This is a genomic window from Priestia sp. SIMBA_032, from assembly GCF_046535215.1.
GTDB lineage: Bacteria > Bacillota > Bacilli > Bacillales > Bacillaceae_H > Priestia > Priestia aryabhattai.
The window spans coordinates 1-318 of the sequence record NZ_JAWRXD010000343.1 but is presented as its reverse complement, the minus strand read 5'-3'; the positions used below and the strand labels follow the sequence as shown (position 1 = coordinate 318).

The 318-nt window shown below is 61.9% G+C and carries 1 protein-coding gene; it reads right to left on the bottom strand.

Features of this window, described 5'->3' with window-relative positions; genetic code table 11:
* On the bottom strand, positions 1-318 hold a 318-nt coding region (locus SB717_RS34680), incomplete at both ends, for an Ig-like domain-containing protein (protein ID WP_410907400.1).

Sequence of the window (318 nt, the reverse complement as noted above, 5' to 3'; positions counted from 1 at the left end):
CATTGGGCACACTCAGGTCGCTGTTGGTGAAGCCGGTCACCGCCTCACTGAAAGTGATAGTCACCAGAGACGTCTCACCGGCTGTCAGCGCCGAATCAGCAAACGCGATGATCGCGGTCGGCCGTTGGCTGTCGACGGCGTAGTTGTTGGAGTCGGTCGTGCCGCCGCCGGCGTTGCCGGCCAAATCGGCAATGCCGGTGTTATCCAGGGTGATCACATTGCTGGTATCGGTGATACCGGCCGCCGGGGTGAGCGTCGCGGTCCAGGTGATGCCACCATCACTGCTGCTCACCGCGCTCAATGTGCCATTGGCAATCG